The 25371-nt window shown below is 69.8% G+C and carries 27 protein-coding genes; 17 read left to right on the forward strand and 10 right to left on the reverse strand.

The genetic code is table 11. The features are described from left to right. Nucleotides 1-47 precede the first annotated feature (47 nt). The 6 genes from ACQP2T_RS20765 to ACQP2T_RS20790 form a co-directional block, all read right to left on the reverse strand. The gene (locus ACQP2T_RS20765) at nt 48-428 is read right to left on the reverse strand and encodes a VOC family protein (protein ID WP_433517757.1); all 381 of its coding nucleotides are present in this window, start codon (nt 426-428) and stop codon (nt 48-50) included. After that, complete coding sequence (locus ACQP2T_RS20770; protein ID WP_433517758.1) at nt 409-1227, reverse strand: SWIM zinc finger family protein; 819 nt, start codon at nt 1225-1227, stop codon at nt 409-411. Before ACQP2T_RS20770 ends, ACQP2T_RS20765 begins: the two co-directional genes overlap by 20 nt. Before the next feature lies 1 nt (nt 1228). Beyond that, nucleotides 1229-4315: a DEAD/DEAH box helicase gene (locus ACQP2T_RS20775; RefSeq protein WP_433517759.1), complete on the reverse strand. Its 3087-nt coding sequence runs from the start codon at nt 4313-4315 to the stop codon at nt 1229-1231. An 18-nt stretch (nt 4316-4333) separates the two neighbouring features. Next, complete coding sequence (locus ACQP2T_RS20780; protein ID WP_433517760.1) at nt 4334-4999, reverse strand: Uma2 family endonuclease; 666 nt, start codon at nt 4997-4999, stop codon at nt 4334-4336. A 72-nt stretch (nt 5000-5071) separates the two neighbouring features. Next, nucleotides 5072-5536 carry a Uma2 family endonuclease gene (locus ACQP2T_RS20785; protein ID WP_433517761.1) on the reverse strand — a complete coding sequence of 155 codons (465 nt, stop codon included), beginning with the start codon at nt 5534-5536 and terminating at the stop codon, nt 5072-5074. A 221-nt stretch (nt 5537-5757) separates the two neighbouring features. Then, nucleotides 5758-6423 (reverse strand): Uma2 family endonuclease, encoded by a 666-nt coding sequence (locus ACQP2T_RS20790; protein WP_433517762.1) that lies wholly within the window; start codon nt 6421-6423, stop codon nt 5758-5760. A 78-nt stretch (nt 6424-6501) separates the two neighbouring features. On the opposite strand from ACQP2T_RS20790, the gene ACQP2T_RS20795 reads away from it, so the two are divergent. From ACQP2T_RS20795 to ACQP2T_RS20825, 7 genes are all read left to right on the forward strand, one after another. Then, nucleotides 6502-7269: a class I SAM-dependent methyltransferase gene (locus ACQP2T_RS20795; protein ID WP_433517763.1), complete on the forward strand. Its 768-nt coding sequence runs from the start codon at nt 6502-6504 to the stop codon at nt 7267-7269. Nucleotides 7270-7406: 137 nt separating this feature from the next. Continuing rightward, a complete protein-coding gene (locus ACQP2T_RS20800; protein ID WP_357951111.1) occupies nt 7407-7571 on the forward strand; it encodes a hypothetical protein in 165 nt (54 codons plus the stop codon). Between the two features lie 48 nt (nt 7572-7619). Next, the gene (locus ACQP2T_RS20805; RefSeq protein ID WP_433517764.1) at nt 7620-8000 is read left to right on the forward strand and encodes a phage holin family protein; all 381 of its coding nucleotides are present in this window, start codon (nt 7620-7622) and stop codon (nt 7998-8000) included. After that, nucleotides 7997-8686 (forward strand): DUF3618 domain-containing protein, encoded by a 690-nt coding sequence (locus tag ACQP2T_RS20810; protein WP_433517765.1) that lies wholly within the window; start codon nt 7997-7999, stop codon nt 8684-8686. The genes ACQP2T_RS20805 and ACQP2T_RS20810 overlap by 4 nt, the downstream gene beginning before the upstream one ends. A gap of 25 nt (nt 8687-8711) precedes the next feature. Next, on the forward strand, nt 8712-9152 hold the full coding sequence (locus ACQP2T_RS20815; protein WP_433517766.1) for a protease inhibitor I42 family protein: 441 nt from the start codon (nt 8712-8714) through the stop codon (nt 9150-9152). Nucleotides 9153-9181: 29 nt separating this feature from the next. Then, nucleotides 9182-9886 (forward strand): DUF1838 family protein, encoded by a 705-nt coding sequence (locus ACQP2T_RS20820; protein ID WP_433517767.1) that lies wholly within the window; start codon nt 9182-9184, stop codon nt 9884-9886. A gap of 85 nt (nt 9887-9971) precedes the next feature. Continuing rightward, entirely contained in the window at nt 9972-10388 is a 417-nt protein-coding gene (locus ACQP2T_RS20825) for an HIT family protein (protein WP_433517768.1), read from the forward strand. 32 nt (nt 10389-10420) lie between these two features. Here the strand turns inward: ACQP2T_RS20825 and ACQP2T_RS20830 are convergent, their stop codons facing one another. Both ACQP2T_RS20830 and ACQP2T_RS20835 read right to left on the reverse strand, forming a co-directional pair. After that, nucleotides 10421-11647 carry an L-lactate MFS transporter gene (locus tag ACQP2T_RS20830; RefSeq protein WP_433517769.1) on the reverse strand — a complete coding sequence of 409 codons (1227 nt, stop codon included), beginning with the start codon at nt 11645-11647 and terminating at the stop codon, nt 10421-10423. After that, nucleotides 11644-13833 (reverse strand): FdhF/YdeP family oxidoreductase, encoded by a 2190-nt coding sequence (locus ACQP2T_RS20835; protein WP_433517770.1) that lies wholly within the window; start codon nt 13831-13833, stop codon nt 11644-11646. Before ACQP2T_RS20835 ends, ACQP2T_RS20830 begins: the two co-directional genes overlap by 4 nt. A 78-nt stretch (nt 13834-13911) precedes the next feature. On the opposite strand from ACQP2T_RS20835, the gene ACQP2T_RS20840 reads away from it, so the two are divergent. From ACQP2T_RS20840 to ACQP2T_RS20855, 4 genes are read left to right on the forward strand one after another with little or no spacing between them, the layout of a single operon-like run. Next, nucleotides 13912-15090 carry a sensor histidine kinase gene (locus ACQP2T_RS20840; protein ID WP_433517771.1) on the forward strand — a complete coding sequence of 393 codons (1179 nt, stop codon included), beginning with the start codon at nt 13912-13914 and terminating at the stop codon, nt 15088-15090. A gap of 33 nt (nt 15091-15123) precedes the next feature. After that, entirely contained in the window at nt 15124-15873 is a 750-nt protein-coding gene (locus ACQP2T_RS20845; protein ID WP_433517772.1) for a LytR/AlgR family response regulator transcription factor, read from the forward strand. Further along, complete coding sequence (locus ACQP2T_RS20850) at nt 15870-16283, forward strand: hypothetical protein (protein WP_433517773.1); 414 nt, start codon at nt 15870-15872, stop codon at nt 16281-16283. The genes ACQP2T_RS20845 and ACQP2T_RS20850 overlap by 4 nt, the downstream gene beginning before the upstream one ends. Then, nucleotides 16280-17767 carry a cation acetate symporter gene (locus tag ACQP2T_RS20855; RefSeq protein ID WP_433517774.1) on the forward strand — a complete coding sequence of 496 codons (1488 nt, stop codon included), beginning with the start codon at nt 16280-16282 and terminating at the stop codon, nt 17765-17767. The genes ACQP2T_RS20850 and ACQP2T_RS20855 overlap by 4 nt, the downstream gene beginning before the upstream one ends. On the opposite strand, the gene ACQP2T_RS20860 is transcribed toward ACQP2T_RS20855, so the two are convergent. Further along, nucleotides 17764-18732: a LacI family DNA-binding transcriptional regulator gene (locus ACQP2T_RS20860; protein WP_433517775.1), complete on the reverse strand. Its 969-nt coding sequence runs from the start codon at nt 18730-18732 to the stop codon at nt 17764-17766. The two genes, ACQP2T_RS20855 and ACQP2T_RS20860, sit on opposite strands and share 4 nt — an antisense overlap. 47 nt (nt 18733-18779) lie before the next feature. Here ACQP2T_RS20860 and ACQP2T_RS20865 point away from each other — a divergent pair, with 47 nt between their 5' ends. From ACQP2T_RS20865 to ACQP2T_RS20880, 4 genes are read left to right on the forward strand one after another with little or no spacing between them, the layout of a single operon-like run. Next, a complete protein-coding gene (locus ACQP2T_RS20865) occupies nt 18780-19943 on the forward strand; it encodes a trans-sulfuration enzyme family protein (protein ID WP_357951142.1) in 1164 nt (387 codons plus the stop codon). Nucleotides 19944-19977: 34 nt separating this feature from the next. Beyond that, on the forward strand, nt 19978-21231 hold the full coding sequence (locus ACQP2T_RS20870; RefSeq protein ID WP_433517776.1) for an ABC transporter substrate-binding protein: 1254 nt from the start codon (nt 19978-19980) through the stop codon (nt 21229-21231). Then, entirely contained in the window at nt 21228-22130 is a 903-nt protein-coding gene (locus tag ACQP2T_RS20875) for a carbohydrate ABC transporter permease (protein ID WP_433517777.1), read from the forward strand. Before ACQP2T_RS20870 ends, ACQP2T_RS20875 begins: the two co-directional genes overlap by 4 nt. After that, the gene (locus ACQP2T_RS20880) at nt 22127-22957 is read left to right on the forward strand and encodes a carbohydrate ABC transporter permease (RefSeq protein ID WP_433517778.1); all 831 of its coding nucleotides are present in this window, start codon (nt 22127-22129) and stop codon (nt 22955-22957) included. Before ACQP2T_RS20875 ends, ACQP2T_RS20880 begins: the two co-directional genes overlap by 4 nt. Before the next feature lie 6 nt (nt 22958-22963). Here the strand turns inward: ACQP2T_RS20880 and ACQP2T_RS20885 are convergent, their stop codons facing one another. Next, entirely contained in the window at nt 22964-24061 is a 1098-nt protein-coding gene (locus tag ACQP2T_RS20885; protein WP_433517779.1) for a helix-turn-helix transcriptional regulator, read from the reverse strand. 123 nt (nt 24062-24184) lie between these two features. On the opposite strand from ACQP2T_RS20885, the gene ACQP2T_RS20890 reads away from it, so the two are divergent. Both ACQP2T_RS20890 and ACQP2T_RS20895 read left to right on the forward strand, forming a co-directional pair. Continuing rightward, a complete protein-coding gene (locus ACQP2T_RS20890; RefSeq protein ID WP_433517780.1) occupies nt 24185-24706 on the forward strand; it encodes an RNA polymerase sigma factor in 522 nt (173 codons plus the stop codon). Beyond that, a complete protein-coding gene (locus tag ACQP2T_RS20895; RefSeq protein WP_433517781.1) occupies nt 24703-25161 on the forward strand; it encodes a hypothetical protein in 459 nt (152 codons plus the stop codon). Before ACQP2T_RS20890 ends, ACQP2T_RS20895 begins: the two co-directional genes overlap by 4 nt. Nucleotides 25162-25371: the final 210 nt, after the last annotated feature.

Genomic DNA, 25371 nt, shown 5'->3' on the forward strand with positions numbered 1-25371 from the left:
CTCGCCGCCCGAACCGTCCGGCAGGCGGCCCGATCCCGGATTTGCGATTAGCCGCTCAAGCGTCGGCGCAGAAGACAGAACTCGTTACCCTCGGGGTCGGTCAGGACGTACCAGGACTCTTCGCCCGTCTGTCCGACGTCGGCGGGCTTGGCGCCGGCGGCCAGCAGGCGTTCGAGCTCGGCATCCTGGTCGCGGTCGGTGGGGCTCACGTCGATGTGCAACGGCAGTTTTCCGGTTCGTGGATGGTCGTCCGGGCTGAGGACGAGCGTCGGCTGGAGGCCGCCGAAGCCTTCGGCCTCAGGACCGATCTCGATGCTGCCGTCCTCGTCCCGGCCGAGAATGACGTAGCCAAGCACCTCACACCAGAACGCGGCAAGGCGTTCGGGGTCTCGACAGTCGATCACCAATTCACTGATACGGCATGCCATCCGGTGGCGATACCCCTGGTTGGCTCTCACCATGCGGGGGCTGGCCGAGACGGCGGTACGCCACGGCCAGCGGGTCCGCCAGATCGCGTGGCGGCGGAAAGACGCGGGGCAGGAGATCGGACGCCGCCGCGGCGGGACGGCGTTCGGGCCGGTGGGCGGTGGCGCCCGGCGCGTAGAAGTCGGCCAGCCGGTCGGCGAACGGCACGTCCGGCACCGCGATCGGCTCCGGCTCCGGATCGGCCAGCGACCCCAGCAGCCGCTCCCGGCTGCGCCCGCGCCAGGCCAGCACCAGGAACGGATCGTCGTCGAACGACTCCGCCAGCAGGTACAGCACCGCCGACAGGTGCTTGCACGGCAGACCCCAGTCAGGGCACGAGCACTCCATGTCCAGGTCCCGGGGGAACAGGTCGATGCCCAGCGCGGCGAACAGCTCCTCGATCTCCGTCGGCATCTCACCGGCCAGCAGCTTCGCCCGGTAGACGGCCTGGGCCGCGATCGCCTCCTCGATGGCGGTCCAGCGCGCCTCGTCGTACGCCTCGATCTTGATCCTGATGTCGTACGGCCTGCGCCGCGAGCCCTGGACGGCCGCCGTCACCAGGCCGGGGGCGAGGTCCATCGACAGGACCTGGCCCGCGCGGGCGTAGGCGCGGCCCCGCGACAGGCGGCCCTTGTCGCAGACGCGCTCCAGGATGTCGATGAAGCGCCGCGACCACCAGGTGGAGCCGATCGAACCCCGCTGTGTGCGCGCCCGCAGCCCGCCCTCGACCCTGATCGGCTTGGCGGCCTCGAACCATGCCATTTCAGCTCACCGCCTCGGCGGTCAGGCGGAACACCTCACGCAACTCGCCGGTGGACAGGTCGGTCAGCCAGTCCTCGCCGGTGCCGACCACGCTCTCGGCCAGGGCCTTCTTGCGCTCGATCATCTCGTCCACGCGTTCCTCAAGGGTGCCCGCGCAGATGAGCTTGCGCACCTGTACGTTCTTGCGCTGGCCGATGCGGAAGGCACGGTCGGTGGCCTGGTCCTCGACGGCGGGGTTCCACCAGCGGTCCACATGGATCACGTGATTGGCCGCCGTCAGGTTGAGGCCGACGCCCGCGGCCTTGAGCGACAGCAGGAACAGCATCGGCTCGTCATCCTGCTGGAACCGCTCGACCAGGCGGTCGCGCGTCTTCTTGGGCAGACCGCCGTGCAGCCAGAGCACCGGCCGGTCGAGCCGCTGCGCGAGGTAGGGCTGGAGCATCGTCCCGAATTCCGAGTATTGGGTGAACACCAGCGCCTTCTCCTCCTCGGCCACGATCTCCTCCGCGAGCTGCTCCAGCCGGGCCAGCTTGCCCGACCTGCCCGACAGGAGCGAGCCGTCCTTGAGCAGGTGGGCGGGGTGGTTGCAGACCTGCTTGAGACGGGCCATGGCCGCCAGCACCAGGCCGCGGCGCTCGATGCCCTCGCTGTCGTCGATCCGGCCCAGCATGTCGTCGACGACGGCCTGGTAGAGGCTGGCCTGCTCGGGCGTGAGCGGGCACCACTCCTTGACCTCCATCTTCTCCGGCAGATCGGAGATGATCGACTTGTCGGTCTTGACGCGGCGCAGCACGAACGGGCCGGTCGCCCGTTTGAGCGCCCGCATGGCCTGCTCGTCCTGGCGCGCCTCGATCGGCTCCTGGAACCGGGTTCTGAACCGCGACCGCGGCCCGAGCAGCCCCGGATTGGCGAACTCCATGATCGACCAGAGCTCGGCGAGGTGGTTCTCGACCGGTGTCCCGGTCAGGGCAAGCCGGGTGCTCGTGGGGATGGCCCGGACCGCCTGGGACTGCAGGGTGCCGCTGTTCTTGATCGCCTGGGCCTCGTCGCAGACCACCCGCCGCCACTCGACCCGCCGCAGCGTCTCCAGGTCCCGCTGGGCGGTGCCGTACGTGGTGATCACCAGGTCGGCGTCGCCGATCGCCTGGGCGTCCCGGCCGCTGCCGTGGTGCACATAGACCCGCAACCCCGGCGCGAACCTGGCCGCCTCCCGCTCCCAGTTGCCCACCAGCGACATCGGGCACACCAGCAGCGTCGGCGTGTCGGCCCGCTCGTAGACCAGCAGCGCCAGCGTGGTGACCGTCTTGCCCAGCCCCATGTCGTCGGCCAGCACCCCGCCCAGCCCCAGCGCCGACAGGAAGCTCAGCCAGGCCAGCCCACGCTCCTGATAGGGCCGCAGCGTGGCGTCCAGGCCGCTGGGCGTGGCCATCGGCAGGAGCCGCCGCTCGGCCTGGCCGGACAGCAGATCGCCGAGCACACCGTCGGCGTCGACCTCCAGCAGCGGCAGCTCGTCGTCACCCTGGACCACGTGACGCAGCAGGTCGGCGGCGGGCAGCTCGCCGGTGCGCTCGCCCCCGACGGCTTTCAGCGCGGCCTTGAGCTGACGGTCGTCGAGCTCCACCCACTGCCCGCGGACGCGTACCAGCGGCACCTTCAGCCTGGCCAGCTCGGCCAGCTCCGCCTCACTGATCGTCTCGTCGCCGACCGCGAGGTCGATCCGGAAGCTCACCAGCTCGCGCAGCCCGAACCCCTGGGCGGTGGCCGCGCTCTGCGTCTTGGTGCGGGTGGTCAGCTTCAGCCCCAGCCTGGTACGGCCGGCCCAGCGCGGCAGCTGCACCCCGAACCCGGCGGCCTGCAACAGCGGCGCCGCCTGCCGCAGGAACCCGAATGCGCCCGCCGTGTCCAGCTCAAGGCCGGTCGGCTGGGCGACCCGAAGGGCCCGGTCGAGTTCGGGGTAGAGGCGTACGGCTCGGCCCAGCCCGGCCAGCAGCTCGCGCTCCGGACTCCTGGGCAGGCCGGGCACCGGCTTGCCGCTCCACACGCGTTCGGCGCGTACGTAGAGGCTGGGATCGTCGGCGGCCTGCAACGCGATCTCAACCCGCCAGCCAGGGGCATCGTCAGCGCCGTCGAGATCGCCGGTGGGTTCGAGCAGACGGAAGCACACCCTGGCGGCCCCGTCCGCGGCGGCCACGGAAGCCCGCCACTCCTCCAGCTCACGGCGCAGCTCCGGGCTGTCCGGGCAGCTGTCGTCGGCCCCGGTCAGCGCCGCCAGCCACCGCTCCTGATCCGTACGAGGGCGGGTCATGAGCGGCTCGGTGAGCGTGGCCCGGACGAGCGCGTCGGCGAACGCGTCGAGCGCCGCCCCGAGCACCTCCACGGAGGGGCGCTCGACCTCGGAGGTACGGCACGCGGGCGGCATGGCGAGGGCGAGGTCCCGGAAGTAGGCGGCGTCGGCCCCGGTCAGCACCGCCCGCCAGACCGCCCGCCCACCGTTCTCTTCGGCGCGCTGCGGGGCGTGGGGGATGAGCTGGGGGATGACCCGCCCCCGCCGTACGAGATCGCGCGCGAACTCGGCCACCACGCTCCAGTGGCGTACGGTGGCGGCGCCGGGGTGTTCGGCGAGCACCCGCAGCGCGTCATCGGTGGCCGGGACTACGGCGGGCACCTCCCACAGATGCAAGCGCGGCCGGACGATCTCCGACAGGCGCCCGGCTTCGGGCGAGGCCAGCGGCTCCTTGGCGGAGCCGGGCAGGAGCAACCGCAGACCGCGCACGCAGCCGTCCAACGGGACCGCAGGCAGCCGATCGCCGGGCCGCCGTTCCGTGCGGACCGGAGGCAGCTGATCGGCCGGTCGCCGTTCCGTGAGGACCACCTGCGAACCCTCGGCGGAGGAGGCGTGGTTACGGAGCGTGACGGCCGGGCTGGGCGTGAGGCCGAGCAGATCGCCGAGCGCGGCACCGGTCGCGGCGAACGGATGCGGCCGCACGACGACTTCCGCGGTCGTTCCGGCGGATCGCGAGGTGCCGTCGGTGTCCTCTGCCCAGAAGGCGAGGGCGTCTCCTGTCCAGACCCCGTGTACGACCAGCATCTCGGCAGCGTATCTCGCCTAGCGGAAGATGGGCCCGGTCTCGAGCGTGACCCCGAACGGCTCCGGTAGCGGCAGCGGCTGCCCCGCCTCGACGACGATCGAGGTGTCGTACGCGCCGTCGGACAGCCCGTGGAGCAGCCTGACCGACGGAGGGGTGGAGAAGTCGTCGAGGATCAATATCATCGGGACCCCCGCCCGCGCGTAGGCGACCGGCTTGGCCTCCAGATCGTCGTCGCGGCTGTCGGACGACACCACTTCGACGGCCATCAGCGTGCCGTATCCGTAGGCCTGGTTGCCGTCGAACTCCGGGCTCCCCGGCGGGGCGATCAGGAGGTCGGGCAGCCGTTTGTCGCCGCGGCCCGGCGGAATGTGCACCGCCCAGGACTGGTAGAACTCCCAGCCGTTCTTACGCTTGACGTCGCAGAGCTGGTCCGCCAGCCGGTCGACCAGGACACAGTGCCGTCTCTTGGCCCGGGAGCTCACATAGACCCGCCCATCCACGATCTCCGGCCTCAGTCCTTGCCCGACGAGTCTCTCCCACACCTGTTCGCGGCGGAGCTCCTCGTCCGTGGGGCCCAGGGCGCCCCATCCAGGGCCCCACGTGGGTGCGGCGATCGGCGGGCGTTCTGGACCCGGGGCGGGGTCGTGCCCGTGTGCCTTCCCGAACGTGCTGCCGATGGGCATGGCGGTCGTCCTTTCGCTCGCGTCGTCAAACTGTTCAGGCCCCGTACTCGCGCCCCCGGCTGGGTGCCTTGCTCAGCGGAAGATCAGGCCGGTGTCGAGCTCGACCCCGAACGGTTCCGGCAGCTTCACCTGCTCGCCTTCGTCCACCTTGGTCATGCTGCGATATTCGCCCTCACGTGGGTCCGACAGCAGGGTGACCGATCGAGGGTCGGAGAAGTCGTCGACGATCAGCATGATGGGTACGCCTGCCCGGGCGTATTCGGCGGGCTTGACTTGCAGATCATCGGTCCGATTGTCAGAGGAGGTGATCTCGACGACCAGGAGCGTGCCGTGACCGTACGCCTGGTTCTCGTCGAACTCCGGACTGTCCGGTGGCGCGACCAGCAGATCGGGAAGCCGCTTGTCGCCTCGATGGGGCGGGATGTGAACAGCCCAGGTCTGGTAGAACTCCCAGCCTTTGTCGAGCGCGAACTCGAAGAGCTGCGTCTGGACGCGGTGGACCAGTTGCGCATGGCGCCTCTTCGTCCAGGGGCTCACGACGATCCTTCCACGGATGATCTCGGCTCTCCAACCCTCTCCGATGAGGGTTTGCCAGAGCTGTTCGCGCTTGAGCTCGGTCTGGGTCGGTCCGGACCGTCCCCAGCCCGGACCCCAGGCGGGCGAAGGACGGGAGTCGCGGCCGGGCTCAGGCGCGGGTGCACGCGTACGTGTTTTTCTGTGCGTGGTGCCGGTGGCCATGGCGGTCATCCTTTCGCCGCTCAGCGGAAGATCAGGCCGGTGTCGAGCTCGACCCCGAACGGTTCCGGCAGCTTCACCTGCTCGCCTTCGTCCACCTTGGTCATGCTGCGATATTCGCCCTCACGTGGGTCCGACAGCAAGGTGACCGATCGAGGGTCGGAGAAGTCGTCGACGATCAGCATGATGGGTACGCCTGCCCGGGCGTATTCGGCGGGCTTGACTTGCAGATCGTCGGTGCGGCTGTCCTGGGAAGTGATCTCGACGGCCAGGAGCGTGCCGTGACCGTAGGCCTGGTTCTCGTCGAACTCGGGGCTGCCCGGTGGTGCGACCAGCAGATCGGGAAGCCGCTTGTCGCCTCGATGAGGCGGGATGTGAACAGCCCAGGTTTGGTAGAACTTCCAGCCGTTCTCCCGCTTGACGTCGCTGAGCTGGTCGATCAATTGGTCGACCAGATCCGCATGGCGCCTCTTCGTCCAGGGGCTCACTATGATCCTTCCACCGATGATCTCGGCTCTCCAGCCCTGTTGGATGAGGGATTGCCAGAGCTGTTCGCGGCTGAGCTCCGTCTGGGTCGGTCCGGACCGACCCCAGCCCGGACCCCACGCGGGCGAAGGACGGGAGTCGCGGCCGGGCTCAGGCGCGGGTGCACGCCTGCGTGTCTTTCTGCGCGTGGTGCCGGTGGCCATGGCGGTCATCCTCTCGCTCGCGTCATCGGAAATACTACACTGCGTAACCGATGTTTTACTCTTTGAAAGGTCTTCGTGATGGGGTTCTCAGCAGGAGAGAAACGGTGGCGGGAGCGCCTGGGCAGCCTGCGTGACGTGGTCAGGCAGGAGCTGGTGAGCCGGCAGCTGGCGGCTCATCTCCCGCCCGTCCCGGCCAGGGTGCTGGACGTGGGCTGCGGGCAGGGCACCCAGGCGCTCAGGATCGCCGCCCAGGGGCATCGCGTGACCGCGCTCGACGCCTCCAGTGATCTGCTCGGGCTGCTGAAGGAGCGGGTCGAGCCGGGGATGGCGATCGAGGTGGTGCACGCGCCCGCCGAGCGGCTGGGGGAGCTGTTCGGGCCCGGGAGCTTCGACGTGGTCCTCTGTCATGGCGTGCTCATGTACTTCGACGACCCCGACCCGCTCCTGGCCGGGATGGCGGAGGTGCTCGCGCCCGGCGGGGTGCTGTCCCTGCTCGTGCGTAACGGCGACGCGCTGGCCATGCGGCCCGGGATGACGGGGGACTGGGCGGCGGCCAGGGAGGCGTTCGACGCGGACGCGTACACCAACCGCCTGGGTGTCCGGGCGCGGGCCGACCGGCTCGACGACCTGACGCGGCGCCTGGCCGTACGAGGGCTGGGCGTCCTGCAGTGGTACGGCGTGCGGGTGCTCACGGACTTGGCGGCCGACGACGCACCCCTCCCCGTCGACCTGGACCTCCTGCTGGAGTGTGAGGAGCGGGCCGGGTCGACCGACCCCTATCGGCGGGTGGCCCCGTTGATCCATGTCATCGCGCGGCCCGGCGATTCGGGTGACGCCCGCACGTGAAGGTCGCCATCATGGTGCGGGTCCGTGATTGCGATCCGCACGTGAGGTTCCCCGTCATCGCGCAGCCCGGCGATTCCGGTGACGCCCGCCGGTGAAGATTCCCCTGACGCCCGCAGGCGAAGTTGTAGAGTGAAAATATGAATCCTCCCGGATCGTGGTGCGAACGGCCCAAGCCGTCGGCTCCTTCGTGTGAGCTGCCCTCCCCGTGGAGCAAGCCCAAGCAGCCCGACAACTGGTGCGACGTTCCCAAGTCCCCGGTTCTGTCCGTCGTCGGCTTCCTGCTGCGAGCCGCCAAGCGGTGATAGAAAGCCACTTCGCTGGGTAGTCGCCTCCTCGGCAGAGGAGGCGATGTGAACGACACCCACAAGCTGGTCAGCGATCTCTCCGAGCAGGTCTCCCAGCTCGTCAGAGACGAACTGCGGCTGGCGCGGCTGGAGCTCACGCGGAAGGGCAAGCGGGCGGGATTCGGCGCGGGCCTGTTCGGGGCCGCGGGAATGACCGCGTTCTTCGGCGGCGCCGCTCTGGTGGCCACCGTCATTCTGCTGCTCGCCCTGGTGATGCCCGCGTGGGCGGCTGCCGCTGTTGTGGCGGGTGTCCTGTTCGTCGTCGCCGCCGTGCTGGGTCTCATCGGCAAGAACCAGGTGAAGCAGGCCGCGCCGCTGGTGCCGGAAGAGACGATCGCCAGCGTCAAGGCCGATATCGACGTGGTCAAGGAGAGGGCACGGCGATGAGCGAGACGGATCCCGAATACGGCGAGCAGGGATTTAGCGAGCAGCATGCCGGGGATGTGGGCGCCCGCCGGACGACGGTCGGCATGCCGACGGACCACGAGTCCGTCAACGTACCGCCGACCAGGCCGGGCGCGGTGGAGAACGCGATGAAGGCGGAGGCCGCCCGCCGGGAGCACGAGACCTTCATCCCCGAACCTGCCTTGGTGGACGAGCGGACCGAGGCGGCAGGGGCCAGGGAAGGCGAGACCGAGTCGGTAAGGGCGAAGCACGCGAGCGACGAGGATGAGGAAGAGGACGACGTGCATAAAAACATCAAGGACACCCGCCAGGAACTCGGCGACACCGTGGCGGCCCTGGCCGACAAGGCGGACGTGAAGGGCCGGGCGAACGACGCGGCGGAGGCGGCGAAGGGCAAGGCCACCGAGGTGGCCGGGGTCGCCAAGGACAAGGCGGCCGCCGTGGCCGAACTGGCGAAGGACAAGGCCGTCGTAGTGGCGGACGTCGCGAAGGACAAGGCCGCCGAGGCAGCCCACAAGGTACGAGACGTCACCCCCGACCAGGTCAAGGACGCGGCCGACAAGGTCACCACGGAGGCCAGGAAGCGCCCCGTGCTGGTGATCGCCGCCGCCGGCGCCCTCGTGGCCCTGGTCCTGCGCCGGATCATGAGGCGCAACAGGAGCAAGTGAGCCCCGATCCCGATAGCCTGCCTGAGTGATTCGTCGAACGGCCGCCACCGCCCTGCTGGCCCTCCTCATGCTGGGGGCCGGCACGGGCTGCGGCGCGGGGTCGGCCGTCAGCGACTACGGCAAGGTCATCAAGGGTGCCAAGGGCTCGACCGTCACGGTGGAGGTCGGCGCGGGGCAGCGGTTCTCGCTGGCCGTGGTCGACAACCCGTCCGTCGGTGACCAGTGGCGCCTCGTGGCGGTGCCCGACGCCAAGGTGGCCTCGTTCATCAGCAAGGAGTACGAGAGCGACGGCGGCGGCACGGGCTCGGGCGGCACCAGCTACTTCGTCTTTAACGGCAAGCACCCGGGCAACACCGAGATCAGGCTGTACGACTGCTGGCGCTGCCCCAGCGCCAGTGCCAGTCCCGCCGATGAGCAGAGCAAGGCGCAGTCGGGCGAGGCGATCTTCGCGGTCGTCGTCAAATAGAGCACCCGTGGGGGAGACCTGTGGATTTCATGCGAGTGCGTGCCTCGACCGACGGCGCGGAGACGATCTCGTGGTGGACCGGTGACGTCTACGGCTGGCAGCAGGACGACGGCCCGCACCACCTGTTCGGCTTCGAGGGCGTCAACGTGGCCAGGGCGGTCGAGTCCGATGACGGCTGGCAGATGCTGACCAGGGAGGCCGCGGCCTACCTCGACCCGAAGTCCCGCGAGATCATCGACACTTGGGACAACCCGTTCACGGGGGCGTCCGTCGAGGTCCGGCACGTCTTCAACGACCCGGTCAATCAGCGCTTCGGCGCCTACCCCGTCCCCACCACGAGGCTCGGTGACCAGGTCGTCTTCAACGCCGACATCCGGCTGGCCTACCCGTCGCCGCTCAAGGTCGCCGACTATCCCGACAACTCGGCCAGTGACACCTATCGGGCGCTGGAGCTGTTCCAGTTCTTCGCCTCGGCCAAGGATCTCGACTCCGGCGAGCCGAGTGTGCCGTGCGTGTTCTCGTGGTGCCGGGTCTCGCCCTGGCTGCCGTGGATGGCCATGGGGCAGCGCCAGGGTGGGCTGGTCTACCACTGCCGCGGGCACAAGACGACCGAGGTGCCCGACCGGCTCCGCGCGCACGTGGGCGAGCACTTCCTGCACGCGCCCGAGGAGTGGTCGGCGCCCAACGTGACCAGCTGGACGGCTTTCGCGAACAAGTCCGCTCGCGAAAGCTGACCAGGCCGCCAGGACAGGTCCGCCCGCGAAAGCTGACCAGGCCGCCCGGACAGGTCCGCCTGATAAAGCCCGGTAGGGTCGGCCGGTGAGCAACGACCTGTTCTGCGAGATCGTCGCGGGCGAGCGGCCCGCCCACATCGTCCACTCCGACGAGGTCGCCGTCGCCTTCCTCGACGCCCGCCCGGTCTTCAAGGGCCACGTCCTGGTCGTACCGAGGCTCCATGTCGAGACCTTCGGCGAGCTCGGCGACGTCGGCCCCTTCTTCGAGCGGGTCCAGCTGGTGACCCGCGCGGTCGAGGAGGGGCTGGAGGCGGCCGGTACGTTCGTCGCGATGAACAACCGCATCAGCCAGAGCGTGGCGCACCTGCACGTCCACGTGGTGCCGCGCAACCCGAAGGACGGGTTGCGCGGTTTCTTCTGGCCCCGCACCAAGTACGCCTCGGAGGAGGAGGCGCGGTCCTACGCCGAGCTGATCGCCAAAGCGTTTCCTACGCCCAGCTGATCGCCAATGCGCTTCCTGCTCCGAGCTGATCGCTAGAGCGCTTCCTGCGCGGTGACGGCCCGCTCGGCCTTCGGCGGCCGGGTGACGAGCGGCAGCACGAGGGCCACCAGCGCGATGATCCCGATCACGGTGAACGCCGTCGTGTAGTTGTCGCCCGAGATGAGCGCGGCCGCGAGCAGCGGCCCGACGATCCCGCCGACGCTCCAGGCCACGATCATCAGCCCGTAGATGCCGCCCGCGTTGCGCAGGCCGAAGAAGTCGCCCGCCGTGGCGGGCATGGTGCCGAACCCGCCGCCGTAGCAGAGGTAGACCACCGCCGACAGGATCGCGAACACGGCCACCTGCGAGGCGTGGCCGAGCAGCAGGAAGCAGATCCCCTGCAGGCCGAGCATCCCGGCGAAGGCGAACATCCGCCCGGTCCGCTCCGAGATCCAGCCCCAGAAGATCCGCCCGGCGCCGTTGAACAGCCCCATGACGCCGGTCAGCGTGGCCGCGGCGGCGGCGGTGTAGCCGGCGATGGAGGTGGCGGCCGAGCTGATCACCGAGATGAGCGCGATGCCCGCCGTCACGTTGAGGCAGAGGATGGCGGCCAGCAGGTACCACTGCGGCGTACGCAGCGCCTCGCCCTGCGTGTACTCGCGCCCGCTGGCGGCGATCCGCCCGGTCGCGGCCACCTGGTAGTCGGCCGGCGGGTTGCGGAAGAAGAACGCGCCCACCAGCGTCATCACCAGGTACGCCACGCCCAGCGTGAGGAACGCCTTGGTCGGCACCGCCGGGTTGGACTCCACCAGTCGTTGCGCGACGGGCGAGGTCACCACGGCGCCGAAGCCGAAGCCGCCCACCGCGATCCCGGTGATCAGACCGCGCTTGTCCGGGAACCATTTCTGCAGCATGGCGATCGGCACGATGTAGCCGAGCCCGAGGCCGAAGCCCGCGATGACGCCGTAGCCGAGGATGAGCAGCCATAACTGGGAGTGATCGGCGGCGAAGCCGGCCAGCAGGATACCGACCGAGTAGAGCACGCCGCCCGCCAGGGCGACCGGTCGCGGGCCGCGTACGTCCTGGATCCGGCCGCCGATGAAGGTGCCCAGGAAGATCATGCCGATCGTCACCGAGAACGGCAGCGCGGCCTCAGCCTTGGTGAGGTCGAAGTCGCTCACCTTGGCCTGGAGCGCCTTGGAGAACACACTCCAGGAGTAGACGGCGCCCAGCGCGAGCTGGAAGAGTACCGCGGCCGCCGCGAGTAACCAGCGATTCATCCGACCCTCACCACCGCGTTGTAGTCGGGGATGCCCGCCTGTGGCGAGCGCTTGTTCCGGTCGATGAGCACTTCGCCCTCCGGCCAGTGGACCTGCAGGTTGCCCGGCGTGACGGGGGCGCGCACGACCCGCCCGGTCAGCTCGCCGGTGTCGCTCGTCAGCCGTACCGGGTCGCCGTCCTTCAGGCCGAGCCGGTCGGCGTCGATCGGGTTCATCAGCACGGCCTCGCGGGTGGCTCCGGTGAGGGCGTCGCGCTTCTCGTACACCATCGAGTTGAACTGCTTGCCCCGGCGGGTGGTGACCACGAACGTGCCGTCGGGGCGGTTCAGCGGCGGCATCTCGACCACCGAGAAGCGCGCCCGGCCGTCGGGGGTGGGGAACTTCCAGCCCGCGCAGAGCAGCGGGCCGCCGTACTGGAGGTGGTCGCCCTTGGCCTTGAGGTTCTCGATGCCCGCGTAGACGGGGACGGACCGGGCGATGTCCTCGCGGATCTGCGGCGTGCCGGAATAGCGCACGTGTTCCGAAATTTCGGGACGTGTTCGGGCGGCCAGTTCGGTGGTGATCTTCCACTCCGGCCAGGCCTCGGGGACGCGCGGGCCGGGGATCTCGGGAGAGAAGATGATCCGCCGCTCCGTGGAGGTGGCCGTAACCCCGCCGATCATCTCGTAGCGGGTCTGGGCGGGCAGCAGGAGCACCGCGGAGCCGGGCTCCACCAGCATCTGGCTCGACAGGCAGATGTCGATGTGCACCCGCAGCGGGATCCGGGCCAGCGCCCGGCGGCAGGCGGCCGGGTCGGGCAGGACCTCCAGGAAGTTGCCGCCGCTGGAGATCAGCACGTCCAGGTCGGCCTCCAGCATCTCGGGGGCGGTACGGCCGGGCGACGAGGGCACCTCGAAGCCCCACAGGTCCGCGAACCTGGTGGCGTTCTCCGGGGTGACGGCCAGGCCGCCCGGCAGCGCCGTGCTGTAGGCGCCCATCTCGGCGCCGCCCTGCACGCCGCTGTGGCCGCGGATGGGCATCAGCCCGGACTTCTCGCGGCCCACGAAGCCCTTGGTGAGCCCCAGGTTGATGATCGACCGGACGTTGTCCTCGCCGAACTCGTGCTGCGTGACGCCCATCGACCACACCAGCACGGCGGTCTTCGCCTCGTGGAGCATCCCGGCCAGCTCGCGCATGTCGTCTTCCGAGGCTCCGGAGAGCGCGCTCAGCTCCTCGTACGAGCGCTTGCTCAGGGACTCGGCCAGCTCCGCGTAGCCCGTGGTGTGCGAGTCGACGAACTCGTGGTCCACCCAGTTGTTGTCGATCATCATCTTGAGCACGCCGCTGAGGAACGCGACGTCGCCGCCCACGTTCACCAGGAAGAACCGGTCGGTGATCCTGGTGCCGAAGACCGCGCTCTCGATGTTCGACGGCACCCAGTACTTGTCCATGCCGGGCTCGCGGTAGGTGTTGACCACCGCGACCTTCGTGCCCTCCTTCTTGGCGTGGTAGAGGTACTTCATCGCGACCGGCTGGTTGTTGGCCACGTTCGAGCCGATGAAGACGATCAGGTCGCTGCCGATCCAGTCCGCGTAGGAGCAGGTGGTGGCGGCCACGCCGAGCGACCCCTTCAGCGCCACGGTCGACGGCGAGTGGCAGATCCTGGCCGCGTTGTCGATCGAGTTGCCGCCCAGCGCGCGCACGGCCTTCTGCGCGGCGAAGTAGTTCTCGTTGGGTTCGCCGCGGCTGGTCATGTAGAGCCCGAACTTGTCCGGCCCGGCCTGCCGGAGCCGGTCGGCCGCCAGATTCAGCGCCTCGTCCCAGCCGATCCGCCGGAACCCGGCCTCGCCGCTCTCCCGCAGCATCGGGTACGGTAACCGGCCCAGGTCGCGTAACTCCGCGCTGCTCTTGCCGGCCAGCTTCGACACGTCCGCCAGCACGCCGCCGTCCAGCGGCGGCATCGTGTTGAGCCGCAGCAGCCGCAGGCGGATGTTGCACAGATGGACCTCGTCCATCGTCCAGTCGCGCATGCCGGTGGTGCCGAGCGCGCAGCCGTCACAGGCGCCGTCACGCAGGATCCGCCAGGCATACCGCCGTTGACCGCGGTTCTCGCGGACGGCCTTCCAGATCTCGAGGTAGTTGTTGGGCTTCTGCTCGCCGAGCCCGAACGGTTTCAGGCCGGCCCAGTTCTTCGGATCGAGGCCCATGACAGGAACTCCTTGCTCTTTGTCGGAACGTAGATCGGGAGTGCCAAAGCGTCAAGGCGGGCACTAGGCTCCGGCGGCGTGGAATACCTGGTCGGAGTCGCCGTGGTGACCGTGCTCGTGGGCGTGCCCGCGATCGTGCTCTGGAGGGTCCTGCGCGGGCGGCGCGAGCTGGGCACCAGCCCGGCCGAGCGGGCCACGTTCGAGACCCTGCACACCGCGTCCCTGGCCGGGCCGCCGCTGCGCGCCGGGCTGACCGAGGAGGCCGTCCAGAAGGCGTCGCGGCACCTGCGTACGCTGCTCGGCTCGTCGGCGCTGGCGATCACCGACGGGAAGCGGCTGCTCGTCTACGACGGCGCGGGGGAGCACCACGCGGGTCAGGCGTTCGAGCACGCGGGCGCGACGCTGACGGACGGCCGGACCCAGGTGCTCGCCATCGAGTGCGAGCTGCTCGAATGCCCGATCCGGCACGCCGTGGTCGTACCGCTCACCACCGACGACCGGGTCGTCGGCGCGCTGGCGGCCTACGGCCCGCACGCCTCGGCGGGGCTGGTCAGGGCCGCCCAGGAGGTGGCCGGCTGGGTGGACTCGCAGCTGGAGCTGGCCGAGCTGGACCGCTCCCGCACCCTGCTGATGGAGGCCGAGGTACGGGCGCTGCGGGCGCAGATCTCGCCGCACTTCATCTACAACTCGCTGACCACGATCGCGTCGTTCGTCCGCACCGACCCGGAACGCGCCCGCGAGCTGCTGCTGGAGTTCGCCGACTTCACCCGCTACTCCTTTCGCCGGCACGGCGAGTTCACCACGCTGGCCGAGGAGCTGCGCTCGATCGACCGCTACCTGATCCTGGAACGCGCCCGTTTCGGCGACCAGCTCCAGGTGACCCTCCGCATCGCCCCCGAGGTGCTGCCCGTCGCGGTGCCGTTCCTGTGCCTGCAGCCGCTGGTGGAGAACGCCGTCCGCCACGGCCTGGAGAGCAAGAACGGCGTCGGCCGCATCACGATCGTCGCCGAGGACGCCGGAGCCGAGTGCCGTCTCAGCGTCGAGGACGACGGCCTCGGCATGGAGCCCGACAAGCTGCGCCGCATCCTCGCAGGTGAGATAGCTCCCGCGGGCGGCGTGGGGCTGGCCAACGTGGACGAGCGGCTGCGCCAGGTCTACGGGGACGAGTACGGGCTGGTCGTCGAGACGGGCCCCGGCGCGGGCACGAAGGTCAACATCAGGTTGCCGAAGTATCACCCCGGCGTCTCGGCCCGTTGACCTCGATCTTTGTTGTCGGTTTTATCACTGTGTATGGCACAACTCCGGGTCCTCGCCGTCGACGACGAGCTACCCGCTCTGGAAGACCTGTCGTACTTACTGCGCGCCGATCCGCGCATCGGGGAGGTGGCGACCGCGAGGGACGGCGCCGCCGCGCTGAAGCTCCTCGACCGCGCCATCGCCGACGGCCGGCCGATCGACGCCGTCTTCCTCGACATCAGGATGCGCGGGCTCGACGGCGTGGTGCTCGGGCGGCTGCTGTCGCAGTTCGCCAACCCGCCACGGGTCGTGTTCGTCACCGCGTACGAGGAGCACGCGGTCGACGCCTTCGAGATCAAGGCCGAGGACTACCTGCTCAAACCCGTGCGCCCCGAACGGCTGGCCGAGGCGATCAGGCGGGTGGCCGTCTCGGCCGACGTGCCGATCGAGCTCGGCGAGTCCGACACCATCCCGGTTGAACTGGGCGGCGTGACCCGGTTCGTCTCCAGCGCCGACGTGGTGTACGTCGAGGCGCACGGCGACTACGCCCGCCTGCACACCGCCGCGGGCAGCCACCTGGTACGCATCCCGCTGGCCACGCTGGAGGACCGCTGGGCCTCGGCCGGGTTCGTCCGGGTGCACCGCAGCCACCTGGTCGCGGTCAAGCACATCGAGGAGCTGCACATCGACTCGGGCAAGTGCACGGTCCGGGTCGGCGACACCGAGATCCCGGTCAGCCGCCGCCACACCCGCGAACTGCGCGACATGCTCGTCCGCAGGGCCAAGAGAGGACGGCCGGAGTGAGCCCGGACCCCCGCCCCGCCCGCCGGGTGCCGCTCGCCCGCCACGACACGGCGCGCCGGGTCACGGTGACGAGCCCCCGCACCGCCGCCGCGCGCCGCCCCCGCTACCCGGCCACCCGCGAGATCGACGAGCAGACGCACCTCGGCGAGGTGTACATGCGCTCGCTGCTGCGCACCCAGTTCCGGCTGGCCCTGTTCGTCTGCACGGTGCTGGCGTGCGTGGTGTGCGGTCTGCCGCTGCTGTTCCTGGCCATCCCGGAGCTGCGCGAGGTGGATCTGCTGGGCATCCCGCTGCCGTGGGCGGTGCTGGCCGGCCTCATCTACCCCGCCTTCGTCGTGGGCGCCTGGCTCTACGTACGGCAGGCCGAACGCAACGAGCGCCACTTCGCCGACCTGGTCGAACGCCCATGAGCCTCACCGCGGTCGTCGTCGTGGTGGTGGCGGCCGTGCTCATCGGGGCGTTCGGCATCCGCTTCTCCCGTACGACCTCCGACTTCTACGTCGCCTCCCGCTCGGTCAGCCCGCTGTGGAACGCCTCGGCGATCGGCGGCGAGTACCTGTCGGCGGCCTCGTTCCTCGGGGTGGCGGGGCTGATCCTGTCGTTCGGCGCCGACATGCTGTGGCTGCCCGTCGGCTGGACCGGCGGCTACCTCGTGCTGCTCGTGCTGGTCTCCGCGCCGTTGCGGCGCTCGGGCGCGTACACGCTGCCCGACTTCGCCGAGGCCAGGCTGGAGTCGATGACCGTGCGCCGCACGGCCAGCGTGCTCGTCGTGCTCATCGGCTGGCTCTACCTGATGCCGCAGTTCCAGAGCGCGGGCCTGGTGCTGCGGACCGTCACCGGGGCGCCGGTGTGGGTGGGCGGGCTGCTGGTGGCGGCCGTGGTCGCGGTCAACGTGCTGTCGGGCGGCATGCGGTCGATCACGTTCGTGCAGGCGTTCCAGTACTGGCTCAAGCTGACGGCGCTGGCCGTACCACTGGTGTTCCTGCTCATGGCGTGGCGCGCGGACGGGGCGCCCGCGGTGAGCGCCGCCGACGCGGCCACCTGGCAGGTGCCGCTCGCCGGCGGCAAGGAGTACGGCCTGTACTCGACGTACTCGCTGATCCTGGCCACCTTCCTGGGCACGATGGGCCTGCCGCACGTGCTCGTCCGCTTCTACACCAACCCCGACGGCCGGGCCGCCCGCCGCACCACGCTCGTGGTCCTGTCGCTGCTCGGCGCGTTCTACCTGCTGCCCGCGCTGTACGGCTGGCTGGGCCGGATGTACGTGCCCGACCTGGTGGGGACCGACGCGGTCGTGCTGACCCTGCCGGAGCGGATGGTCGGCGGCACCCTGGGCGACCTGCTGACCGCGCTGGTCACGGCGGGGGCGTTCGCGGCGTTCCTGTCCACGTCGTCGGGGCTGACCGTGTCGGTGGCCGGGGTGATCGCCCAGGACCTGCTCAAGGGCAGCGTCCGCTCGTTCAGGGCCGCCACGCTCATGGCGGTCGCGGTGCCGCTGGCCCTGGCGCTGTGGGCGCGGGCTCTGCCGGTGGCCGACGTGGTGGGGTTGGCGTTCGCGGTGGCGGCCTCGTCGTTCTGCCCGCTGCTCGTGCTCGGCATCTGGTGGCGCCGACTCAGCACCACGGGCGCGCTGGCCGGGCTGCTCGTGGGCGGCGGGCTGGCCAGCGCGGCGGTGCTGGCCACGATCACCGGTGGGCCGTGGGACGGGGTGGCGGGCGCCCTGCTGGCCCAGCCGGCCGCCTGGACGGTGCCGATCGCGTTCGCGGTGATGGTGTCGGTGTCGTTCCTGACCCCGCACCGGGTCCCGGCGGGAGTGGCGCGCACCATGGTCCGCCTGCACACCCCGGAGGACCTCGACCTGGACCGCGGCGATTGGCGACCCCGCTCGTCCTAAGCGGGCAGTTCGCCGGAGCCGCGGGTGATCAGTTCGACCGGGACCTCGACCCGCCTCGGCTGGTCCGAGGGGTCCAGGAGCAGGTCCACCGCGCTCCGGCCCAGCCGCGTCACGTCGTAGCGCACCACCGTCACCCCCGGGTTGAACACCTCCGCCAGCGCGAAGTCGTCGAACCCCACGAACGCCGGGCGGTCGGGCCGCTCGCGCAGGGCCTGGAGGATTCCGATCGCGGCCCGGTTGTTGGTGGCGAAGAACGCCGTCGGCGGGTCGGCCAGCGACAGCAGCCGCGTCACCTCCTGTCCGGCCCGCCACGGGTCGAACACCTCCCGCACCACCAGCGACTCGTCCACCGCCACCCCGGCCTCCCGCAGCGCCGCGCGGTAGCCGGAGGCGCGGTCGTGGACCGAGCTGACCGTCTCGTCGTCGGAGACCAGTGCGATGCGCCGGTGTCCGTGCCGCAGCAGGTGCTCCGTCGCCATCCGGCCGCCCCTGACGTCGTCCAGCAGCACCACGTCCGCCTGCTCCAGGCCGTGCGGCACCCGGTCCACGAACACCGTGGTCAGGCCGCCGTGCTCGCCGAGCCAGCCGTGGTCGGCGGCCGACGGCACGATGATCAGCGAGTCGACGCCCCGGGCGTACATGGACTCCACGAGCATCCGCTCCCGCTCCGGCCGTTCCTCGTAGGAACCGAAGACGACCAGCGCCTCATGGTCGGCCGCCGCCGATTCCACCGCCTTGGCCAGGCGGGAGTAGAACTCGTTGGAGATGTTCTCCATGACCAGGCCGAGCGTCAGCATGGTGGCGCGGCGGGCCAGCCGGCTGGCCGCCTCGTTGCGGCGGAAGCCGAGCGCGCTGATGGCCTCCTGCACCCGCTGCCGCAGCGGCGCGCTCACGTGCGGCTCCTGGTTGACCACCCGCGAGACGGTCTTCAGACTCACACCCGCACGCCGGGCGACGTCGGCCATGGTAGGGAGGTGAGTTGCCTTCTCCCTCGCTGTCATAGTGTGCCCCCATGGATGATGAATGGATCTGTGGACGGCTGGGCGAGGACGAGCCGTGGATGCTGGGCGCGGTCAACCCGCCGGTGTTCGAGAACTCCCTGTTCACCTTCGAGACGGCCGGCGAGCTGGGTGAGGCGATCAGGAACGAGGACGAGCGCTACGTCTATTGGCGGGGCACCAACCCGACGGTCGACCTGGCGCAGCGCAAGCTTGCCGCGCTGGAGCGGGGGGAGCGGGCCAAGTGTTTCGCCTCGGGAATGGGCGCGATCGCCGCGACCATCTCCTCGCTGGTGAAGGCCGGTGACCATGTGCTGGTGCTGGGCGCGGTCTATGGGCCCACCACCCAGTTCCTGCGTTACCTGGAGAAGTTCGGCGTCACGCATACGCACGTCGATGACCTCGAAGGCTGTGACAGCGCTATCACGGCGAGCACCCGCCTACTCTACTTCGAGTCGCCCTCCTACATGGCCTACGCCGTCGTGGACATCGCGGAGGTGACCGCCTGGGCGCGGGAGCGGGGGCTGGTGACGGTGATGGACAACACCTGGTCCACGCCGCTGTTCCAGAAGCCGCTGACGCTCGGGGTGGACCTGGTCGTGCACTCGCTGTCGAAGTACATCGGCGGCCACAGCGACCTGGTCGGCGGCGTGGTGATCGGGCCGTCGCGGCTCATCAGGCCGCTGGCGCTGACCGAGTACCAGCTCTACGGGGCGGCCATGTCGCCGCACGACGCGGCCAAGGTCATCAAGGGGCTGCGGACGCTGCCGGTACGGATGGCGGCGCACCAGGAACGCGGGCTGGCGGTGGCCGGGTTCCTGGCGGACCATCCGGCGGTGCGGCGGGTCAACTATCCGGGGCTGCCCTCGCATCCCGGTCACGCGCAGGCGCTTCGCCAGATGTCCGGCTTCTCCAGTCTGTTCAGCCTGGAGCTGGACACCGACTCCCGGCCGGTGGTCGCAGCATTCATCGATTTGTTGCGATATTTCAGGATCGGGGTGTCTTGGGGAGGCTTTGAGAGCCTGGTCAACGCGCCCGCGCTCTCGACCGAGGAGAGCGTACGAGCGACCATGGGCATCCCGATCGGGCTGGTCCGCCTGTCGGTCGGCCTGGAGCCCGCCGATACGTTGATCAAGGACCTCGGTCTAGCGCTGGAGGGTGCCAGTCCCCTAGCGTGATTGACAGCGCTGTCTTACCTCTCTGGAGGCTCAGATGAGAACCCCCCTCCTTGCGTCCTTCGCCGCCGCGACACTGGTGCTCGCGAGCTGCGGCTCCGGGTCGTCCTCGGGGGAGGTACGGCTGCGCATGATCGAGAGCCTGACCAGCCCCGAACGGACGAAGCTGATCAAGACCTTGATCGCGGACTTCGAGAAGGCGAACCCGAAGGTCAAGGTGGAGCTGATCTCGCCGCCGCTCGACAGCGCCGACCAGAAGATCACCCAGATCCTGCAGACGAAGAAGGGCTTGGACGTCCTGGAGGTCCGCGACCACACGGCCAAGTCCTTCTCCAACAACGGCTGGCTGGCCGTGCTACCGACCACGGAGTGGCCGGGCTGGTCGGACCTGACCGAGCTGGCCCAGAAGAAGGCGGTCGAGGTCGGCGGCAAGCCCTACCTCATCCCGTACGGCTTCTATGAGCGCACGCTGTTCTACCGGACCGACTGGGGCATGACCCAGCCGCCCACGACCTGGCAGGAGCTCTACGAGGCCGGCAAGAAGATGACCTCGGGCGACAGGTTCGGCTACTCCTTCCGGGGCGGCAAGGGCGGCGCCGACTACGTGGTCCAGATGATCAGCGCCTACAACGGCGAGGCCCTGAACCCCGAGAAGTCCTTCTTCCTCAAGGACAAGCGGACGATCTTCTCGACCCCCGAGGCCGTCCAGGCCACGGACCTGTTCGTGAAGATCTTCAAGGAGATCTCGCCGCCCGACTCGGTGTCGTGGGGCTATCCGGAGATGGTCCAGGGCTTCACCTCGGGCGTCACCGGCATGCTCATCCAGGACCCCGAGGTGATCAAGACGGTCGAGGAGAGCTCGGTCAAGACCTGGTCCACGGCCCCGATCCCCAAGGGCCCGTCGGGCTACGCCTTCCAGCCGGTCGGCTACGCCGGCTGGGGCGCGACCTCCTTCAGCCAGCACCCCAAGGAGGCGGTCAAGCTGGTGCAGTTCCTGTCGGAGGCCAAGCAGAGCATCGCCTTCGCCAAGGGCAACTCGCTCATCCCGATCTCCAAGCAGGCCCAGGGCGACCCGCAGTTCTCCCAGGGCGCCTGGAAGGCCTACCTCCAGGCGCAGCAGGACCCCAAGCAGGTGATCACGATCCGGCCGGTCGACTACCCGGGCTGGAGCCAGTTCCAGGTCGACTCCGACCGTGACGTGCAGGCGCTGCTCACCGGCAAGAAGACCACGGCCGAGGTGCTCAAGTCGTGGGACGCGTTCTGGACGGACCAGGCGAAGAAGGTCTCGTGAGCGTGGGATCCGCCAGGCCCGCGTTCACCACCCGCAAGGCCAGGTTCATCGCCCTGTGCCTGCTGCCCGGCGTGGTGTTCGTGGTGCTCTTCACGTACTACCCGGTGATCCGCGGCGGGATCATCGCCTTCCAGCGGTACAACCTGTTCGACCTGACCTCGACACCGTTCGTGGGCCTGGAGAACTTCCGCGCGGTGCTGGCCGAGGACCGCTTCTGGACGGCGCTCCGCAACACCGGCACCTGGGTGGTCGTGTCGCTGTTCTTCCAATTCGTCCTCGGCTTCGGGTTAGCGCTGTTGCTGCGGCGGCACTTCCGCGGCCGGGGGCTCTACCAGGCGTGGGTGTTCTTCCCTTGGGCGATGTCGGGCTTCCTGATCGGGCTGCTGTGGCGGTGGATGTTCAACGGGCAGTTCGGGGTGATCAACGACCTGCTGCTCAAGACCGGGATCATCGAGCACCGTATCGGCTTCCTCGCCACGCCCGGGTGGGCGATGGCCTCGGTCATCGTCGCCAACGTCTGGTACGGCGTGACCTTCTTCGCCATCATGATCATGGCGGCCCTGCAGTCGGTGCCCCGTGAGCTCTACGAGGCGGCGGACGTGGACGGGGCGTCACGGCTCAGGCAGTTCTGGCACGTGACGCTGCCGCACATCCGGCCGACGCTGGCGCTGATCGTGCTGCTGCGGATCATCTGGATCCTGAACTTCCCCGACCTGATCTACTCGATGACCGGCGGCGGACCGGCGGGGAGCACCGACATCATCACCACGTTCCTCATCCAGCAGGTGATCGGCGGCGACTACGGCCGAGGGGGCGCGGTCGGCATGCTCGTCCTCGGCCTGCTGCTCGCCTTCAGCGTCTTCTACCTGAACGCCACCCGATTCGAGAAGGCCCGATGATTCAAGAAAGGATGAGACGCCTGGCCAAAGCGATCGTGCTCGGCGCCTGGCTGCTGATCACGCTCTTCCCCCTCTACTGGATCGTCGTCACCTCGCTCAAGCCCAAGGCCGAGATCTTCTCGATGCCGATCAAATACTGGCCGGGCAACGTGACGTTCGAGCACTACGCCGACCTGTTCTCCTTCGCCGACTTCGGCACCTACCTGCTCAACAGCCTGCTCGTCTCGCTGGTGGCAGCCGGGGCGGTGACCATGATCGGCGTGCTCGGCGGCTACACGCTGGCCCGCTTCAGCTTCCCCGGGCGGGGCGCGCTCATGCTGGCGTTCCTGGTCACCCAGATGCTCCCGCTGTTCATCGCGCTCGGCCCGCTCTATCTGCTGATGTCCGACCTCGACCTGCTCAACCGGCTGGCCGGGCTCATGCTCGTGTACGTCGCCATGCTGGTGCCGTTCTCCACGATCATCATGCGCGGCTTCTACGAGCGCGTCCCCGTGGCCCTTGAGGAGGCCGCGCAGGTCGACGGCGCCTCCCGGCTGGTCGCCATGGTCCGGGTGGTGATCCCGGTCATGCTGCCGGGCATCGCCGCGACGTTCATCTTCGCCTTCGTGCAGTGCTGGAACGAGTTGTTCCTGGCGATCACGTTCATCGACAGCGAGGACGCCAAGACCATCCCCGTCGCCATGAACTCCTTCATCACCCAGTACGACATCGACTGGGGCTCGATGGCCGCCGCCACCGTCGTCTCGGTGCTGCCGACGCTGGTGCTGTTCGCCGCGATCCGCCGCTACATCGTCGAAGGGCTCACGGCCGGCGCGGTCAAGGGGTGACGACCGTCAGCCGGTGAGCGCGGCCATGAGCTCGTCCCTGCCGCTGGCGCCGGTCTTGCGGAAGACCGCCTTCAGGTGGTCGTTGACCGTGTGCACCGACAGGTCGAGGCGGCGGGCGATCTGCTTGGGGGCCGCGCCGTCGTACAGGCACTCCACGACGCACCGCTCGCGCGGCGTGATGCCGTACCAGTCGCAGAACGACGGGAGCAGCAGCGGGCCGGTGGCCGCCTGGATGACGATGGCCACGTCGCCGTCGCCGTCGGGGGAGAGGGGCTGGCCCTCGATCGCCGTCCAGCGGCCGAAGCTGGCCGGCGGCGCGCAGATCAGCGGGCGCCAGGAGCCGGGGTCGCGGGCGTATGTCCGCGTGTCGAGTGACAGGCCGATCATCGACGTGTCGGCCAGCCAGCCGGGCAGGTCGCACCGGCCGGGCGTCCACATCTGCGCCAGCCAGGCGCGGGCCTGCGGCGTGACCGCGCGGACGGCGTGGTCGGCGCCTATCACGATCAGGCCCGCGGGCAGCGCCGGGAACGACGGGGTCAGGGGCGCGACGGTCACATAGCGGCGCAACGCGGCCAGCAGCGCCGGGGCCAGCCGTACCGCTCTGTCCGCGTCCTCGGCGCCGAACGGCCGCCCGCCCTCCGAGCGGATCAGCCCGAGCAGCCCCCACACGCCGTGGGAGTCGCGCAGCAGCAGCCGGAGTTCGCAGCCCGCGCCGTGCGCCAGCAGCACCTCCCGCGTCAGCCGGTCGCCGTGCAGGTCGCACGGCCCCTCGCCGTGCTGCTTGCAGCGGCTGCCGCCGCATCCCGCGCCCACCAGGCCCACCGGCACGGGCCGCCGGGCCAGCGCGGCCGGGCGGCACGGATCGTCGTCGAGGTAGCGGCTCATCGCGAGCGCGCGGATGAGCGCCGGCTCGTAGCGGTGCCAGAAGCTGAAGGACCCGAGTCCCAGCCCGGTCGCCGGGCTGGTGCCGACCAGCCGCAGCGCGTCATGACTCACCCACCGCGCGACGGCGCGCGAGATCGCCTCACCCAGCTCGTCGGGGCTGGCGCCCTGCCCCATCGCCGCGTTGAGCTCGCGGAAGAGCCGATCCTCCGATGGAATCACGCCGATCACATCAGCATGTCGGGAAGGCTCACCACAATCGCCCCTCAGGGTAGTCATTTGATTACCCAGAGTAAGTATGAACCTGATGGCCTTTCACCCCGACTGTGCTGGCAAGGAGGCAAGGTGGCAGACGAGTTACTTGTGGTGAGATGCCAGCTCGGCGAGCGCGAGGCGCTGGCGGAGCTGGTGCGGGCCTGGCACGCGCCGCTGTGGACCTACGTCAGGCGGATGCTCGGCGCCGGCGCGGCCGATGACGTGACGCAGGAGGTCTGGCTGGCCGTCCTGCGCGGCCTGCCCCGGCTCAAGGAGCCGGGCCGGTTCGCGCCCTGGCTGTTCACGATCGCCCGGCGGACGGTGATGGATCGGCTGCGCCACGAGTACGGCACGGCCGAGACCGAGCTGAGCGCCGATCCGGTGGCCGACGACCCGGCCGCCGCCCTGGTGGACCGGGCCGAACTGGTCGCCGGGCTGGCCGGGCTGCCCGTACGTGAGCGGGAGATCCTCGTCCTGTTCTACCTGGAGGACCTGTCGGTGGAGGACTGCGCCCAGATCTGCGCGATCCCCACCGGCACGGTCAAGTCCCGGCTCAACCGTGCCCGCCGCCTGCTGCGCGAGCACCTCACGGAAAGGGGATTTCAGCAATGATGGGGGATTCGACTGGGCCGTCGCCGGACGACGCGCTGGCCAGGCTGTCGGGGTCGCTGTCGCGGACGAGGCGGATCGGGGCCGTGGTGGCGCTCGTCGCGGGCCTGGCCGGGCTGGTCTTCGTCGGGCTGCTCTGGGCCACCGAGCCGGGGGCGCTGCCGGGCCGTACGCAGGTGGCGTTCGGCGGGTTGATGGCGCTGTGCCTGGTGTGGAGCGGCTACGGCGGCTGGGCCCTGACGCGAAGGGTGCCGATGTTCGCGCTGGACCGGGTCGTCGCGGCCTGGATCGCGCTGGCGGCCTCCGTCCTGACGACCGCGGGTCTGGTGGCGGTCGTCCCCCGCCAGGGTGTCGCATCGGTCGTCGGGGCGGTGCTGATCGGCGTTTCGGCGGTCCTGGCCGTACGGGCGCATCTGCGGCGGGCGGCACTGCTGCGGCGCAAGCGCGAACTGTCCTGACCGTTCATCGCGGCGCGAGCGTGAACGGTCGTGACCGTTCATCGCGGCCGGCGCGAGCCGGCGTGACCGTTCATCGCGCGGATGCGACCTTTCGCCGCAACTCCTTCCCAACTAGGCGCTGAGCTGCGGCGGCTCGCCGAACAGCCTCCCCAGGGGCCTCCACGAAGGATAGGTTTCGCTCCTATCTTGTGCGTGATCCGCATCACAGTG

It is taken from the genome of Nonomuraea sp. CA-143628 (genome assembly GCF_050942315.1).
GTDB lineage: Bacteria > Actinomycetota > Actinomycetes > Streptosporangiales > Streptosporangiaceae > Nonomuraea.